At 30.1% G+C, this 14,626-nt stretch carries 18 protein-coding genes; 10 read left to right on the top strand and 8 right to left on the bottom strand.

Going from position 1 to position 14,626, the window contains the following annotated elements; translation table 11 throughout:
- The first annotated feature begins 111 nt into the window (after positions 1-111).
- Genes LPB136_RS02685 through LPB136_RS02665 form a run of 5 tightly spaced genes read left to right on the top strand, consistent with a single transcriptional unit; the run spans position 112 to position 4,708 of the window.
- On the top strand, positions 112-393 hold the full coding sequence (locus LPB136_RS02685; protein WP_072554664.1) for a riboflavin synthase subunit beta: 282 nt from the start codon (positions 112-114) through the stop codon (positions 391-393).
- Positions 393-2,216 (top strand): DNA mismatch repair endonuclease MutL, encoded by a 1,824-nt coding sequence (mutL, locus tag LPB136_RS02680; protein WP_072554663.1) that lies wholly within the window; start codon positions 393-395, stop codon positions 2,214-2,216. Before LPB136_RS02685 ends, mutL begins: the two co-directional genes overlap by 1 nt.
- Before the next feature lie 3 nt (positions 2,217-2,219).
- Entirely contained in the window at positions 2,220-2,831 is a 612-nt protein-coding gene (locus LPB136_RS02675) for a rhomboid family intramembrane serine protease (protein WP_072554662.1), read from the top strand.
- Positions 2,831-3,691 (top strand): rhomboid family intramembrane serine protease, encoded by an 861-nt coding sequence (locus tag LPB136_RS02670; RefSeq protein WP_072554661.1) that lies wholly within the window; start codon positions 2,831-2,833, stop codon positions 3,689-3,691. The genes LPB136_RS02675 and LPB136_RS02670 overlap by 1 nt, the downstream gene beginning before the upstream one ends.
- Positions 3,692-4,708 carry an endonuclease/exonuclease/phosphatase family protein gene (locus LPB136_RS02665; protein ID WP_072554660.1) on the top strand — a complete coding sequence of 339 codons (1,017 nt, stop codon included), beginning with the start codon at positions 3,692-3,694 and terminating at the stop codon, positions 4,706-4,708. It abuts the gene before it with no gap.
- A 6-nt stretch (positions 4,709-4,714) separates the two neighbouring features.
- Here LPB136_RS02665 and LPB136_RS02660 read toward each other — a convergent pair whose 3' ends face one another.
- The 4 genes from LPB136_RS02660 to LPB136_RS02645 are packed head-to-tail and all read right to left on the bottom strand — an operon-like array spanning position 4,715 to position 7,632.
- Complete coding sequence (locus tag LPB136_RS02660; protein WP_237267411.1) at positions 4,715-6,349, bottom strand: ABC transporter substrate-binding protein; 1,635 nt, start codon at positions 6,347-6,349, stop codon at positions 4,715-4,717.
- On the bottom strand, positions 6,306-6,818 hold the full coding sequence (locus tag LPB136_RS02655) for a DUF4442 domain-containing protein (protein ID WP_072554659.1): 513 nt from the start codon (positions 6,816-6,818) through the stop codon (positions 6,306-6,308). The genes LPB136_RS02660 and LPB136_RS02655 overlap by 44 nt, the downstream gene beginning before the upstream one ends.
- Positions 6,819-6,820: 2 nt before the next feature.
- Positions 6,821-7,138 carry an antibiotic biosynthesis monooxygenase family protein gene (locus tag LPB136_RS02650; protein WP_072554658.1) on the bottom strand — a complete coding sequence of 106 codons (318 nt, stop codon included), beginning with the start codon at positions 7,136-7,138 and terminating at the stop codon, positions 6,821-6,823.
- A complete protein-coding gene (locus tag LPB136_RS02645; protein WP_072554657.1) occupies positions 7,135-7,632 on the bottom strand; it encodes a GNAT family N-acetyltransferase in 498 nt (165 codons plus the stop codon). The genes LPB136_RS02650 and LPB136_RS02645 overlap by 4 nt, the downstream gene beginning before the upstream one ends.
- A gap of 38 nt (positions 7,633-7,670) precedes the next feature.
- Here LPB136_RS02645 and mtaB point away from each other — a divergent pair, with 38 nt between their 5' ends.
- The 5 genes from mtaB to LPB136_RS02620 are packed head-to-tail and all read left to right on the top strand — an operon-like array spanning position 7,671 to position 11,615.
- Positions 7,671-9,005 carry a tRNA (N(6)-L-threonylcarbamoyladenosine(37)-C(2))-methylthiotransferase MtaB gene (gene mtaB, locus LPB136_RS02640; protein WP_072554656.1) on the top strand — a complete coding sequence of 445 codons (1,335 nt, stop codon included), beginning with the start codon at positions 7,671-7,673 and terminating at the stop codon, positions 9,003-9,005.
- Between the two features lie 42 nt (positions 9,006-9,047).
- Positions 9,048-9,800, top strand: coding sequence for a DUF6438 domain-containing protein (locus LPB136_RS02635; RefSeq protein ID WP_072554655.1), 753 nt, complete (start codon positions 9,048-9,050; stop codon positions 9,798-9,800).
- On the top strand, positions 9,790-10,449 hold the full coding sequence (locus tag LPB136_RS02630; RefSeq protein WP_072554654.1) for an alpha/beta hydrolase family protein: 660 nt from the start codon (positions 9,790-9,792) through the stop codon (positions 10,447-10,449). Before LPB136_RS02635 ends, LPB136_RS02630 begins: the two co-directional genes overlap by 11 nt.
- Positions 10,450-10,497: 48 nt before the next feature.
- Positions 10,498-11,406 (top strand): lytic transglycosylase domain-containing protein, encoded by a 909-nt coding sequence (locus LPB136_RS02625; protein ID WP_072554653.1) that lies wholly within the window; start codon positions 10,498-10,500, stop codon positions 11,404-11,406.
- Positions 11,406-11,615, top strand: a complete 210-nt coding sequence (locus LPB136_RS02620; protein ID WP_072554652.1) for a hypothetical protein — start codon at positions 11,406-11,408, stop codon at positions 11,613-11,615. The genes LPB136_RS02625 and LPB136_RS02620 overlap by 1 nt, the downstream gene beginning before the upstream one ends.
- Before the next feature lie 3 nt (positions 11,616-11,618).
- Here the strand turns inward: LPB136_RS02620 and LPB136_RS02615 are convergent, their stop codons facing one another.
- From LPB136_RS02615 to hisS, 4 genes are all read right to left on the bottom strand, one after another.
- Positions 11,619-11,822: a YwbE family protein gene (locus tag LPB136_RS02615; protein ID WP_083426169.1), complete on the bottom strand. Its 204-nt coding sequence runs from the start codon at positions 11,820-11,822 to the stop codon at positions 11,619-11,621.
- Between the two features lie 87 nt (positions 11,823-11,909).
- Positions 11,910-12,101, bottom strand: a complete 192-nt coding sequence (locus LPB136_RS02610; protein ID WP_072554651.1) for a cold-shock protein — start codon at positions 12,099-12,101, stop codon at positions 11,910-11,912.
- A gap of 202 nt (positions 12,102-12,303) precedes the next feature.
- Positions 12,304-12,996 carry a GTP cyclohydrolase I FolE gene (gene folE / locus LPB136_RS02605; RefSeq protein WP_072554650.1) on the bottom strand — a complete coding sequence of 231 codons (693 nt, stop codon included), beginning with the start codon at positions 12,994-12,996 and terminating at the stop codon, positions 12,304-12,306.
- 242 nt (positions 12,997-13,238) lie between these two features.
- Positions 13,239-14,597, bottom strand: coding sequence for a histidine--tRNA ligase (hisS, locus tag LPB136_RS02600; RefSeq protein ID WP_072554649.1), 1,359 nt, complete (start codon positions 14,595-14,597; stop codon positions 13,239-13,241).
- Positions 14,598-14,626 lie beyond the last annotated feature (29 nt).

Below are 14,626 nucleotides of genomic sequence, written 5' to 3'. Positions count from 1 at the left end.
ACTTTTTATACTTCTTTTAGCATTATTTTTTTGATGCCCTACTTTTTATTCAGTAACTTTGATTTTGGTTTACTTTTTGATTAAAACTAATCGAACCAAAAACCTAAAACTATGGCAATTTTTAAAAGAGATCCTAAAAAGTTTGATTACAAACCTCGTTACTATAAAGGTGATGGGAATCCGTTTGAAATAAAACAAAAGTTTGATGAATTCCGTACTACAACTGGAAAAAACAAGAACCTAAAAGGAAAATTTAATGCTGCCTTAAACGAATTTAAAGATTCAGAAAACGGTGGAATCAACAAAACCATACTTTATATTATAGCAATATTAGTATTGATTTTTTTATGGATCATCGATTTTGATATTTCTATATTTTTACCCCAAGATTAATGTCAGATATTATTCAACTTTTACCAGATCACGTTGCCAACCAAATTGCTGCTGGTGAGGTGGTTCAAAGACCTGCGTCTGTAGTTAAAGAGCTATTAGAAAACGCTATTGATGCTGGCGCAACTTCAATTAAATTGTTATTAAAAGATGCCGGTAAAACGTTAATTCAGGTTATTGATGATGGTAAAGGAATGTCTACAACAGACGCTCGTTTGTGTTTTGAACGTCATGCAACTTCTAAAATTAGAGATGCACAAGATTTATTCAATTTAAACACAAAAGGATTTCGTGGAGAAGCTTTGGCTTCTATTGCTGCAATTGCACATGTAGAACTAAAAACGAAACAAGAAAACGAAGAACTTGGAACATTAATAAAAATTGAAGGAAGCAAAGTTACTTCTCAAGAAGTTGTTTCTACTTCAAAAGGTACAAGTATTGCCGTTAAAAACTTGTTTTATAACATTCCTGCAAGACGAAATTTCTTGAAATCAGACACTATTGAAACACGCCATATTATTGATGAGTTTCAACGTGTTGCTTTAGCGCATCCAGCAATTTCATTTTTATTACATCATAATGATAATGAAGTGTATCATTTAAAATCGAGCAATTTACGCAAGCGAATTGTAGCTATTTTTGGCGGTAAAATGAATGAGAAATTAGTTCCGATTGATGAACAAACAGATATTTTATCAATTAAAGGTTTTGTTGCAAAACCAGCTTTTGCTAAACGTAAACGTGGCGAACAATTCTTTTTTGTAAACGATCGTTTTATAAAAAGTGCCTATTTAAATCACGCAGTAGTTAATGCTTTTGATGGTTTATTAGAATCGGGTTCTCATCCTTCTTATTTTTTATATTTAACGGTTCCGGCAAGTAGTATTGATATAAATATTCATCCTACAAAGACAGAAATAAAGTTTGATAATGAAAAAGCGTTGTATGCTATTTTAAGAGCTACCGTAAAACATAGTTTAGGGCAATATAATGTTGCTCCTGTTTTAGATTTTAATAGAGATGCGAATTTAGATACACCTTACGATTATAGTAAAAAACAAACTGGTTCTACTCCAAAAATTTCTGTTGATCCAGATTTTAATCCGTTTAAGGACAATACTATTCAAAATGATAAGCCTATGCAAAAAGACTATCAAGAATCATATAAAAAACAAACAGATAATTGGGATGCTTTGTACACAACTACACAAGTTGAATCTAAGGTAAATCAAGAACAATTATTTGAAAGTGAAAAAGAAACAACTCACAAAACGTTTCAAATTCAGAAGAAATATTTATTAAGTTCTATAAAATCTGGTGTTGTTTTAATTCATCAATCATTAGCACATCAACGTGTCTTATACGAAGATTTTTTAGCTAAAATTACGGTTGAAGAAGCAAGTAGCCAACAATTATTATTTCCAGTTAGTATTTCTTTTGCTTCCTCAGATATAGAAATTATTTACGGCATAAAATCCGAATTAGAAAGCGCAGGTTTTATGTTTGCTGAATTTACCAAAGAAAGTGTAGTAATTGGCGGAATACCAACTTCTATTACAGAAAGTAAAATTACACAGCTTTTAGAACAATTATTAGACGATATTAAACTAGAAGTTCCTGATGCAAGTTTTAGTCATTTTGATGTGTTAGCAAAATCGTTTTCTAAATCTTTAGCAATAAAAACCGGAACAAGTTTAAACTTTAAAGAACAAGAAACGTTAGTTAATGACTTGTTTATGTGCAAGGAACCTAGTGTTTCTCCTTTTGGAAAACCTATTTTTAAAACACTAACACTAAACGAAATAGATTCAATTTTTAATAGTTAAATCATGAATAAAGTAACAGGCACAGTTAAACATTTAATAATAATAAATGTCATATTTTATATAGCAACTTATGTTATTCCCAATATGCGCAATTCAATGTTGGAATTGTTTGCTTTATTTTACCCAACAAATGATTTATTTAAACCATGGCAAATCGTTTCACATATGTTTATGCATGGTGGAACTTTTCATTTAATAATGAATATGTTTGGTTTATGGATGTTTGGAACTCAACTTGAAAGGTTGTGGGGAAAAAACAAGTTTATCTTTTTTTATTTTTCAGCTGGAATTGGAGCTGCATTAATATATACTTTTGCAAATTATTTGACTGATGATATTAATGCCTGGGCAGTTGGTGCATCAGGTGCAATTATGGGGTTAGTTGCAGCTTATGGTATTTACTTTCCTAATGCTAAAATGGCTTTTATCTTTTTACCTGTACCAGTAGCAGCTAAATATTTTATTCCTGTTTTATTAATATATGAAACACTATCTGGAATCTTTGGATGGTCTTCAATTTTCGGAAACATTGCTCATTTTGCTCACGTTGGAGGAGCTGTTGTTGGCGGTTTAATTGCTTGGTATTGGAAAAAAACTCAATTTAAAACTAATTAATGAGTTTTATAGACAACATAAAATTACGTTTTAATACAGCGTCTATTGTAGAGAAATTAATCTACATAAACGTAGCAGTATTTTTGTTGGTTTTTGTATTTAACACAGGCGGATTTTTATTTCAATCATCAAATAACTTTATCATAGAATGGTTTGCACTACCTTCTAATTTCGATGAATTTCTATACAAACCTTGGACGCTATTAACTTACGGATTCTTACATGCAAGTTTTCTTCATATTCTTATGAACTTAATAGCTTTGTATTACATCGGGAATTTGTTTATGCAGTATTTTACACCTAAAAGTTTAATCAGTTTTTACATTTTAGGGACGCTGTTTGGCGGAATTGTATTTATAATTAGTTATAATTATTTTCCTGGCTTAGTTAAAGACGCAGACAACAGTATTCTTATTGGAGCCTCCGCAGGAATTTCTGCTATATTTATTGGTATTGCTACTTATATGCCAAATTATCAACTTAAATTTCCTTTAATTGGTTTTGTAAAATTATGGCACTTAGCATTAATTTGGGTTGCTTTAGATGTTTTACAAATTCCTACTGGAAACGCTGGAGGAAGATTGGCACATATTGGTGGCGCTTTATTTGGGTTTTTATATGTAAATCAAGTAAGCAATAAAGAAATAGCTATTTTTAAAGGAATTAAAAATCTTTTCACCAAGAAAGAAAAACCTTTAAAAACTGCTTATAAATCGGGCAATAAAAAGGTTAAAAAGCAAGTTATAAAACCTCAGACTCAAGAAGAAATTGATAAGATTTTAGATAAAATTGGTAAATCTGGATATGATACTTTAACCAAATCAGAAAAAGAATTCCTCTTTAAACAAGGAAAAAAATAAATGAAAAAGTCCCCCATATTTAGTAAGCTACTCTACTTTATCAATGCTGTTTTTGCTACAGTATTGCTATTATCTTACTTGTTGCCGTATATTTCTCCAAAATCTATTGCAACGTTTGCTATATTAAGTTTAGGTGTACCTTTTTTAATTGTTATCAATGTAATTTTCTTCGTTTATTGGCTCATCAAACTTAAAAAACATTTTATTTTATCGGGATTAATATTAGCTATTGGTTGGTTATTTGCATCTCCTTTTTATAAGTTTTCAGAAAGAAAAGTTTTACTGAATGATGATGTTAAAGTGATGAGTTATAATGTGCATTTGTTTAATTATTACAAATGGAATAAAGACGAGCAAACATCGCAAAAAATAGTTGATTTTATTGCTGAAAAAAGTCCTGATATTTTAGCAATTCAAGAGTTTTACAAGCAAACCGATTTAAGTTTATCATATCCATATAAATACATTAAATTAAAATCTAAAAGAAATAAGTTTGGCTCTGCAATATTTTCTAAATATCCAATTATAAACTCTGGTTCTTTAAATTTTGAGAAGAGTGCCAATAATGCCATTTTTGTTGATGTTCTTAAAAATGAAGACACATTAAGAGTTTATAATGTTCATTTACAATCTTTAAAAATAAATCCAAATAAAGAGAATTTTGGTGAAGAGAACTCAGAAAAATTGTTGCTAAGATTAAAAAACACATTTAGAGAACAAGCAAAACAAACCGAACAATTTCTAGCCCATGAACAACAATGGAAAGGGAAGAAAATTATTTGTGGAGATTTTAATAATACTGCTTATTCTTGGGTGTATAATCAAATAGTAAAAGACAAAAAAGATGCATTTGTAGAAGCTGGAAGTGGTTTTGGAAAAACCTACAACTACCCTTTTCCTGCTCGTATCGATTTTATTTTAACAGATAAATCAACTCAAATAAATCAGAGTAAAACATTTGCTGTAAATTACTCAGACCACTTCCCTATTTTAGCGCGTGTTAATTGGGAAAAATAGTGTTTCTTACTTTTTAGAAACTCTTTTTAGATTTAATAAATCAATTGGGTTTATACCTAAACCTTTTACATTCTTCTGAGAAAAACGAATAACTTCATCATAATATAAAGGAACAATTGGCGCTTCAGCAATTATAATTGAATCCATTTTTTGATAGAGTTTATAGCGTATATTATTATCCACTTCAGAAATTGATTGTTCGTATAATGTATCAAACAAATCGTTTTTAAAATGCGTGTAATTTGGTCCGTTTGGTGTAAAATTCTTACTGTAAAATAGCGACACATAATTTTCTGCATCTGGATAATCTGCAATCCAACTTGCTCTAAAAATTGGTAATTTACCGTTAGCTTTTCCTTGTCTTAAAGTTGAAGGTGGAATAACATCTACATTTGTATTCAATCCAATATTTTGTAATTCACGTTGAATAAATTCACATAAATCTAAGTAATTACTATTGGTTGTAATGGTAATTTCTGGTGAAGTATTTCCAGTTTCATTCTTAAATTGACCTATCAGCTCTTTAGCTTTATTGGGCTGATAAGAATATCCTTTTTGATTGTTAAATGACGGTAACCCTTTTGGTATAAATCCATTTAAAGCAGGCGTTCCAATGCCGTTTCTTAAGAACTTAATCATCTTTTCTCTATCAAAACCATAGTTAATTGCCTGTCTAATTAGTTTTGATTGAGTGGGATAATTTTCTTCGCCCTCTAAATAAATTCCTAAATATTCAGTATTTAAATACGATCCCGTTTCCATAAAAATTGAAGAAGCGTATTTCTCTTTTAATGTTCCGTCTGTATTTAGAATATCATCTTTATAAGAAGCATCTAAACTTTTCATAAAATCTAAATTCCCTTGAATAAACTGTAAAAACTCACTTTGTTTATCGGGTAAAAAAGTAATAGCAACCGCTTCTAAATATGGTAATTGTATTCCTTTTTCATCTTTTTCAAAATAAATCGGGTTCTTTCTTAACACCAACTTGGTGTTTTCCACCCATAATTTAAACTGAAAAGGTCCTGTTCCAATTGGGTTTGCTCTAAAAGTATTTCCGAAGTATGCAACAGCTTCTTTTGGAACAACAGAACAATACTTCATTGCTAACAAACCCAAGAATGGCGGAAAAGGTTGTTTTAAATTGATTACAAAAGTGGAATCGTTTTCTGCTTTAAAATCAGCAACATTTTGTAAAACCCAACCTCCAGGGGAAGCTACATTTTTATTTAATAATCTGTTAAATGAATATTCAAAATCTGTAGCATTTACAGTTCTTGTAGAATCTTTTCCAAATAATTTATGTTTATGAAAATTTACATCTTCACGAAGTAAAAAAGTATAGGCTTTTCCGTCTTCAGAAATCGACCAACTTTTAGCAATATCTGGTTTTACTTGTAAAGAATCATCTAACTGAACCAAACCGTTGTATAACTGGTTTACCGCCCAAATATTACGTTGATCTTTAGCAAATGCTGGATCTAACGATGTAATATTAGAGTGTTCATTATACCTAAATACTTGAGAGTCGGTAAAGTTACTTTTCTCTTTTGCACAAGAAAATAAGCCAACACAAAAAATAAGAATTATATAAAAATTACTTTTTTTTACGCTTTGTTTTATAGTATGATTTATCTGCAATGTAAATTGTTTTAGATACTTCTGCGAAAACGGTTGTTTTCTCTTTGTTTGTTATTAAAATTTCTTTTACTAAATCTATTTCTTTTTCTTCTTTAACTTGATTTTTAATTGATGTAATTTCATCCTCTGATAAATTAAAATCTATATAAGAATTCTCTTTAGCTGGTCGTTTAAACTTAATGTTGGCACTTTTATCCCAAACTACATACTTATCTCCTAAAATTTGCATTAATTGAATCATTAAAATAGGATCTGTAGCAGAAAATAAGCTTCCTCCAAAAATAGAACCTACATAATTCTTATTCTTATAACTAATTGGTATTTTTACTTTTACGTTTAATAAATCGTCTGAAGTCTCAATAATTCTTCCGGTTGACCTTCTATACATTGGAGAAAGATTAAATCCTTTTTGAAAAATTGTACTTGGCTTAAAAAACTTATTTAATAGGTTAGAAATTGTTGCGTACATTTTTACTTTTTAAATTCATAATCTCTTTCAACTTTGCAAATTCTCACTTTAAATTGCTTGTACCAAGTGCTTCTGCCCTTTTCTCTAGCTTCTGTATGATCTAATTGTAATTTCCATTCTTTTATAGCTTCTAAACTTTTCCAATAAGAAACGGTAATTCCTACTTCGCTTCTGGCTGATTCTATTCCTAAAAAACCATCTTGTTTTTCAGCTAAATCCTCCATTTGTTCCGCAGTTAAATTGTAATCATTATCGCCTTTTGTGCGTAAACTTGTAAAAATTACCGCATAATATGGCGCTTGTGGTGTGTTAGCAATCATAAATATAACTCGTATTTTGTTTCAGGTAACTTAATATCTTCAGAAATAAACTTCTTTACAATTTTAAAATTAAAACGCTCTAAAATCTTTGCTGAAGCGAGGTTTTCATCAACAACATAACCAATAATTTTCTGCATTCCTATCGATTTACAATACGGAATTAAAGCCTCACAAATTTCGGTTGCATAACCTTTTCCCCAATAATCTTCAATAAAACGATAGCCAATCTCATCATCTTCTTCATCTTTTACTAAAGCCAGCGTTCCAATAAAATTACTATCAGATTTCTGTTCAATAGCGTAAATCCAAAAATCATTTTTAGGAGTTTCATATTTTTTAATCAGATTATTAAGATCGTTTTCTGCTTCAACCAATGTTTTTACTTCACCTGTTGCATATTGCAATACTTTCGGATTACTTTCTAGCTGAAAAAAAGCATCTAAATCAGAATTTAATAATTTACGAACTCGTAATCTCTCCGTTTCAAAAATCATCTTTAAAATTGTACTTTTGTGTTTTCAAATGTACCCAAATGAACGCAGATAAAAAAGTAGCTTTTTACACTTTAGGTTGTAAACTTAATTTCTCAGAAACGTCAACTATAGCGCGTAGTTTTGTTAATGAAGGTTTTGAACGTGTGGAATTTGACACCCAAGCAGATGTGTATGTAATTAACACATGTTCTGTTACCGACAATGCAGATAAACGTTTTAAAAGCGTTGTAAAAAATGCTTTAAAGCAAAATGAAGATGCTTTTGTTATTGGGGTTGGTTGTTATGCGCAATTAAAACCAGAAGAATTGGCTGCTGTTGATGGAGTTGATTTAGTTTTAGGCGCAACAGAAAAGTTTAACGTTACAAGTTATATAAACGATTTAACGAAAAATGATATCGGACAAGTACATTCTTGTGAAATTGAGGAAGCAGATTCTTACGTTGGCGCCTATTCAATTGGAGATAGAACTCGTGCTTTCTTAAAAGTACAAGATGGTTGCGATTATAAATGTACGTATTGTACAATTCCGTTAGCGCGTGGAATTTCGCGAAGCGATACTGTTGAAAATGTATTGAAAAACGCCAAAGAGATATCTGAAAAAGGCATTAAAGAAATTGTTTTAACAGGTGTAAATATTGGTGATTACGGAAAAGGCGAATTCGGAAATAAAAAACACGAGCATACTTTTTTAGAGTTGGTTAAGGAATTAGATACAGTTGAAGGCATAAATCGTTTACGAATTTCATCCATCGAACCTAATCTTTTAAAAGATGAAACTATTGATTTTGTTTCAAATTCTAAAACATTTGTTCCGCATTTTCATATTCCGTTACAATCTGGTAGCGATGAACTATTAAAGAGAATGAAACGTAGATATTTAACAAATACCTACACAAATAGAGTTTCAAAAATAAAAGAAGTAATGCCAAACGCATGTATTGGTGTTGATGTTATTGTTGGTTTTCCTGGAGAAACAGATGAATTATTCTTAGAAACTTACAATTATTTAAACGAAATGGATATTTCTTATTTACACGTTTTTACCTATTCAGAAAGACAAAATACGGAAGCTGTTTTATTAGATGGTGTTGTTCCTAAAAAAGTTAGAGCAAAACGTAGTAAAATGTTACGCGGTTTATCAGTAAAAAAACGAAGAGCATTTTATGAAACTCAAATAGGTAATACATTAACTGTTCTTTTTGAAAGCGAAAATAAAGAAGGTTACATTCACGGTTTTACAGAGAATTACGTTAAAGTTAAAACTCCTTGGAATCCTGAATTGGTAAACACATTACACACAGTTACACTTACAAATATTGACGAAGACGGTTTAGTTCGTTTTAATTTTGTAAAAAGTGAAGTAATTGCATAACTTGGCATTAAAATTGCCAATTAAACATTAAAAATATTGATTATGAAAAGCATTCTACTTTCTGTTTTCTTACTAGCTTTAAGCTGTGGTTCTCCCAAAAAAGTTGTAAAAGAAACAAAAAAAGAAGTTGAAACTGAGGTTGAAACTAAAATTGAGGGAACTACGGAAACACCAAAAGTAATTACCGAAGAAATAATTGCTGTGTTAAAATATCCAAATAGAATGGAAGACGCTAAACAATTAGTTGTTAATAGTGGACTTACTTGGGACAAGTTAATTTTTAATCAAGATGATACAAAAATTGCTTTATTAAAAGTTCCTGCTGATAAAAGTAATTTTTGGATAGAAAGATTAATGACTTCAGGCGAATTCAAATCCGTTGAATTAAATAAAGAATTAACGCTAAATAAAATTATTTCAGATATTGAAACTACATTCGTTTCTTTAAGAAAAACACAATGTTATGGTCATTGTCCTGTTTTTGACGTAAAAATTGATAAGCAAGGAAATGTATTTTATAATGGAATTAAATATGTTCTTGTAAAAGGAAAAAAATCTTTTAAACTTACTGACAAACAGTTTTCTAAATTAAAAAATATGCTTGGTAAAACAAGTTTTTCTAAATATAGAATTGCTTACAACAATCCAAGAATTTCAGATTTACCAAGCACCTATATTTCTCATAATAATAAAGAAATACAGTTGCGTGTTTGGGGAGAAGTGCCAACAGAATTAGTACAAGTAACTGAGTATATTGAAGACATTTTATTAGCAAAAAAATTCTATGAACTCTAAAACTCATATTTATTTTGTTCCAGGTTTAGGTGCTAACACTAAAATATTTAACAATATAAAGTTACCTGAAGAACTTTTTGAAACTCATTTTTTAGAATGGGAAATTCCGTCAGAAAAAGAAGAAAGCATTAGTAATTACGCTAAAAGAATGTGTGCAAAAATTACACATGAAAACCCAGTTTTAGTTGGTGTTTCTTTTGGCGGTGTTATGGTACAAGAAATGAGTAAAATTATTAATACAAAAAAAGTATTTCTTATTTCAAGCATTAAAAATAATGGAGAACTTCCAAAACGATTACAATTAGCAAAAGCTACAAAGGCTTATAAACTATTTCCTACAACTATGGTAGAAAATTTTGAAGCCTATGAAAAATATTTTTTAGGAAGTAACCTTCAAAAAAGAAAAGAATTATACAAAACCTATATGTCTGTAAGAGATCCAAAATATATTACTTGGGCAATTTACAACGTATTACACTGGAAACAAGAAAAATCATTTGACGATATCATCCATATTCATGGTACAGAAGATGGCGTTTTTCCTATAAAACATATAAAAAACTGTATTAAAGTTGAAAAAGGAACTCATGTAATGATCTTAAATAAAGCTAAAATAATTTCAAAAATAATTGAAGAAAAATTGGCTTAATATTCACATTTGAATTCCGTAAATTTTAAAAAATAAAACCTATTTGTTATGAATAAATCATTCCGCTTTTTAAGTATAATTACAATAAGTGCTTTGGCATTTTTACTATTAAATGTTATTGGAAAAGACAACATTCCGTTTTTAAAAAATGTAAGCGAAAAATACGAAATTAAAGCGGTAAAAATCCCTGCTTATTTAGAGTTAGCTGGAGAACGTGTTCCTACAGAAAGAGCAGATGTTAGAGAAAAAATGGACAGAGAATTATTGGTAAATACTTACTGGCAATCTAACGGATTATTAGTTATAAAAAGAGCCAATAAAATTTTTCCAATCTTAGAACCTTTATTAGTAAAATACGGTTTACCAGACGATTTTAAATATTTAGCAGTTGCAGAAAGTGCATTGTTGGTAAACAATCCATCTCATGCAAGAGCTTCTGGTTTGTGGCATTTTTTACCAAGTACAGCAAGAGAAAAAAGATTTAAGTTAGAAGTTAACAAAAATGTTGATGAACGTTATAACATAGAAAAATCTACAGCAGCAGCAGCAATTTACTTAAAAAGAGCAAAAGAAAAGTTTGGTTCTTGGACACTTGCAGCAGCTTCTTATAACTGCGGAATGGGAAGAGTTTCAGAAAGATTAAGAAACCAACAAGTTACCACTTATTATGATGCCCTTTTACCTGATGAAACTGAACGTTATATTTACAGAATTTTAGCTTTAAAAGAAGTTATGAGCAATCCAGAAAAGTACGGTTTTGTGTTTGATCAAGAAGATTTATACCAACCAGAAGAAACCTATACTGTAAAAGTAGATACAGCAATTACAAACATTGCCTCTTTTGCAAAAGGATTTGGAATTACTTACAAAGAGTTAAAAAGACACAATCCTTGGTTAAGAGAGGGAAAATTGAATAATAAGAGTAGAAAACTGTATGAAATTAAAATTCCACAATAATGAGAAAAATTATTCCTTATTTGTATTTAATTTTTGGTATAATTATCCTTGTAGATGGTTTTACTTCTTTCTTTAAAGACAAAGAAACTTACAGAATACTATTTAATTGGTATACCGAAAATAAATATATATTTTTACTAATTAAAATAGTAATTGCTTTTGCTTTTTTATCTTTTGGATATAAAAGATATAAGCAATCAAAGATTTAAAATTTAATCTTCCTCAATAATATTTTTTACTCTACCAACAATACCAGATTCTAGCTGCACTTTAATTCCATGTGGATGATTTGGAGATTTTGTAAGTAACCTACTAACAACTCCTTCAGTAAGTTCCCCTGTTCTTTGGTGGTTCTTTTGTACAACCTCCACAAATAAGCCAACAGTAACATTACTTCTTTTTCTTCCGTCAATCATAATTTAAAATTTTAAATATCAAAAATAAAAAAAGCCTATCAAAAAATTGATAGGCTTTTAAAAATTTAACGGTAATAAAATATATAATTATATAACTCTTACGTTTACTGCGTTTAATCCTTTTCTTCCATCTTGTAAGTCAAATTCAACTTCATCGTTCTCACGAATTTCATCGATTAATCCTGACACGTGTACAAAATGTTCTTTGTTGTTTCCTTCTTCTGTAATAAATCCGAATCCTTTAGATTCGTTGAAGAATTTTACGGTACCTTTATTCATTGTAATATAATTTAATGTGTTGCTCGTTTAATTACTTGCAACGTTTTATTGAATTGCAAATGTAGTGCCAAAAACTCATATTAAGCAAAAAAATGTTAAATTTCTTTCATAAATATCTAAATAACTGATTTTTAGCAATAAAAAAACGTTGTACCCTTAGTGTTTACAACGTTTTCTAATATCAAAAAAGATTAATAATATATCAATCAAAGTCCGTATTCATCTTTAAATAGTCTAAAAACTCTCTTTTAGTTTCTCTTTCTTTAAATTTCCCACCAAATTCAGCCGTAACTGTAGAGCTTTCAATGTCTTTAATTCCACGAGAATTAACACATAAATGTTTTGCGTCTATAACACAAGCAACATCTTCTACTCCTAAAGCCTCTTGCATTGCTTGTACAACTTGCATTGTTAAACGCTCTTGCACTTGTGGTCTTTTAGAAAAATATTCTACAATTCGGTTCATTTTAGACAAACCAATAACTTTTCCGTCAGAAATATAAGCAACATGCGCTCTACCAATAATTGGTAATAAGTGATGCTCGCAAGTAGAATATACAACTATATTCTTCTCAACCAACATTTCTCCGTAGTTGTAATTATTATCAAACGTAGATGCTTTTGGCATATTTTTAGGATCAAGACCCATAAAAATTTCATTTACAAAAGATTTTGCAACTCTTTTTGGAGTACCTTGTAAACTATCATCTGTTAAATCCATTCCTAAAGTGGTTAAAATATCTTTAACACTTTTTTGGATTCTTTCAATTTTTTCTTCGTCAGAAATATCAAAAGCATCAGCACGTAACGGCGTTGTTGCCGATGTACCAACGTGGTTCTCTCCTATTTCCTTACTTCTCTCGTCATTCATTTTGTTGTTATTCACTTCAAACATTTCGTACTATATTTAAGTTGCAAAGTTACAACTTTATTGTTTTAATTCTAATTATTTTTAGGGCGTTCGAGCGGGCTTTCCGCACTCGCTTTTTTGTTTTTATAAAAAACATAAAGAGCTCAAACAAATGCTTCAATCCCTAACGCGGGCGTACTTGCAAAATTCCTGTCATTCCAGCGCAAGCAGGAATCTAAATTATCGTTTTTCTGAATTCCTTCCTTCAAAAGAATGACAAACTCAACTTATTTAGTCTTTTCAATCAACTCTTCAACAGAAAGTAAAAACTGCTCGCCATTATTTTTAACCACAAACTTATCGTTTTCAATTTCAGTAACTACAAATTCAATTTCTCTAGTTGTAGCATATTTAAATTGTTTCTTTTGTTGCTTATTACTTCCAGCAACATCAGGATATAATTCACTTTTTATACTGTTGTCGCGTAAAGTTTTAATAGCTTTCATTTTTAACAAAATTTCTGCTTCATTAAAATTTAAAAACAACACTTTAGGTTTTGGTAAATCTACCGATTTAAACAAACCTAGTTCTTCTAAAACAAGGTAAATTCTATCCAAACCAAACGAAATTCCAACTCCAGAAACATCTTTTAATCCAAAGATTCCTGTTAAATCGTCATATCTTCCACCGCCACCAATAGAACCCATTTTTACACCTTCTGGAGCAGCAACTTCAAAAATTGCACCTGTATAATAATTTAATCCACGAGCTAACGTAACATCAATTTCTAACCCAGCAGTTTGTAAACCTAAGACTTCAATTGTATTTATTACAAAACGTAAATCGTTTACACCTTGCAAACCTTCTTCCGAAGTTGAAAGCATATTTTCTAACGAAGCTAATTTGTCTAAATTACTTCCGCTAAAATCGAATAACGGCTGAACTTTCTCGATAGCTTCCGAAGTAATTCCTTTAGAAAGCATTTCGGTAACAACGCCATCTTTACCAATTTTGTCTAATTTATCTAAGGCAACAGTAAAATCTATCAATTTATCAGAAGCGCCAATAACCTCTGCAATTCCAGATAAAATTTTACGATTGTTCATTTTTATAGTTGTTCCTGCTAAACCAAGATTGGTAAAAACAGTATCATACAACTGAATAAACTCAACTTCTTGTACCAAAGATTTACTACCAACAACATCTGCATCACACTGAAAAAACTCTCTAAAACGCCCTTTTTGTGGTCTATCTGCTCTCCAAACAGGCTGAACTTGATATCTTTTAAAAGGAAACGTAATGTCGTTTTGGTGTTGTACAACGTAACGTGCAAATGGCACTGTTAAATCGTAACGCAATGCTTTTTCAGAGATTTGAGAAGTAACTTTTAAACTATTTTTTTCAGCCAAAAGCTTTTCATCTGCTTTTTTAAGAAAGTCTCCAGAATTCAAGATTTTAAAAATCAAACGATCACCTTCTTCACCGTATTTTCCCATAAGTGTAGACGAATTTTCAAAACTTGGAGTTTCAATAGGTTGAAATCCGAATGTTTCAAAAGCCGTTTTAATCGTATTCATTATATACGTACGATTTGCTACTTCTGTTGGAGAAAAATCTCTTGTTCCTTTTGGGATGCTTGGTTTCATTAAATAGTTTTTAGTCTTTAGTTATTAGT

The organism is Tenacibaculum todarodis (genome assembly GCF_001889045.1).
Taxonomy (GTDB): domain Bacteria; phylum Bacteroidota; class Bacteroidia; order Flavobacteriales; family Flavobacteriaceae; genus Polaribacter; species Polaribacter todarodis.
This window is presented reverse-complemented; position numbering and strand designations above follow the sequence as displayed.

Coding starts and splice junctions, on each gene's coding strand:
- LPB136_RS02665 (WP_072554660.1), top strand. CDS start 3,692: ATGAAAAAGTCCCCCATATTTAGTAAGCTACTCTACTTTATCAATGCT.
- LPB136_RS02615 (WP_083426169.1), bottom strand. CDS start 11,822: ATGATTGACGGAAGAAAAAGAAGTAATGTTACTGTTGGCTTATTTGTG.
- mutL (WP_072554663.1), top strand. CDS start 393: ATGTCAGATATTATTCAACTTTTACCAGATCACGTTGCCAACCAAATT.
- mtaB (WP_072554656.1), top strand. CDS start 7,671: ATGAACGCAGATAAAAAAGTAGCTTTTTACACTTTAGGTTGTAAACTT.
- LPB136_RS02610 (WP_072554651.1), bottom strand. CDS start 12,101: ATGAATAAAGGTACCGTAAAATTCTTCAACGAATCTAAAGGATTCGGA.
- LPB136_RS02625 (WP_072554653.1), top strand. CDS start 10,498: ATGAATAAATCATTCCGCTTTTTAAGTATAATTACAATAAGTGCTTTG.
- LPB136_RS02685 (WP_072554664.1), top strand. CDS start 112: ATGGCAATTTTTAAAAGAGATCCTAAAAAGTTTGATTACAAACCTCGT.
- hisS (WP_072554649.1), bottom strand. CDS start 14,597: ATGAAACCAAGCATCCCAAAAGGAACAAGAGATTTTTCTCCAACAGAA.
- LPB136_RS02630 (WP_072554654.1), top strand. CDS start 9,790: ATGAACTCTAAAACTCATATTTATTTTGTTCCAGGTTTAGGTGCTAAC.
- LPB136_RS02645 (WP_072554657.1), bottom strand. CDS start 7,632: ATGATTTTTGAAACGGAGAGATTACGAGTTCGTAAATTATTAAATTCT.
- LPB136_RS02675 (WP_072554662.1), top strand. CDS start 2,220: ATGAATAAAGTAACAGGCACAGTTAAACATTTAATAATAATAAATGTC.
- LPB136_RS02635 (WP_072554655.1), top strand. CDS start 9,048: ATGAAAAGCATTCTACTTTCTGTTTTCTTACTAGCTTTAAGCTGTGGT.
- LPB136_RS02670 (WP_072554661.1), top strand. CDS start 2,831: ATGAGTTTTATAGACAACATAAAATTACGTTTTAATACAGCGTCTATT.
- LPB136_RS02620 (WP_072554652.1), top strand. CDS start 11,406: ATGAGAAAAATTATTCCTTATTTGTATTTAATTTTTGGTATAATTATC.
- LPB136_RS02650 (WP_072554658.1), bottom strand. CDS start 7,138: ATGATTGCTAACACACCACAAGCGCCATATTATGCGGTAATTTTTACA.
- LPB136_RS02655 (WP_072554659.1), bottom strand. CDS start 6,818: ATGTACGCAACAATTTCTAACCTATTAAATAAGTTTTTTAAGCCAAGT.
- folE (WP_072554650.1), bottom strand. CDS start 12,996: ATGTTTGAAGTGAATAACAACAAAATGAATGACGAGAGAAGTAAGGAA.